This window comes from Oryzibacillus soli (assembly GCF_051594765.1).
Classification (GTDB): Bacteria; Bacillota; Bacilli; order Paenibacillales; family NBRC-103111; genus Paenibacillus_AR.
The window spans coordinates 1-322 of the sequence record NZ_JBPPGJ010000116.1; the positions used below are offsets into that span (position 1 = coordinate 1).

General features: G+C 71.4%; 1 protein-coding gene. It reads left to right on the top strand.

The window, feature by feature from the left end; genetic code table 11:
• A partial coding sequence (locus ACSEXW_RS28405; RefSeq protein WP_438449525.1) for a hypothetical protein occupies positions 1 to 322 on the top strand: 322 nt, incomplete at both ends.

Genomic DNA, 322 nt, shown 5'->3' on the forward strand with positions numbered 1-322 from the left:
GCTACCAGCGCCGGGAAGGTCACGTCGGCGGCCAAGGGCGCCAAGGCTGCTACCAGCGCCGTGAGTGTCAAGGCGGCGGCCAAGTGGGCCAAGGCTGCTACCAGCGCCGTGAAGGTCAATGCGGCGGCCAAGGGGGCCAAGGCGGCTACCAGCGCCGTGAAGGGCGGGGTGGCGGCCAGGGATGCCGAGGAGGCTACCAGCGCCGTAAAGGTCAAGGCGCCGGCCAGGGAGGTCAAGGCGGCTACCAGCGCCGTGAAGGTCAAGGCGGCGGCCAAGGGGGCCAAGGCGGCTACCAGCGCCGTGAAGGTCAAGGCGGCGGCCA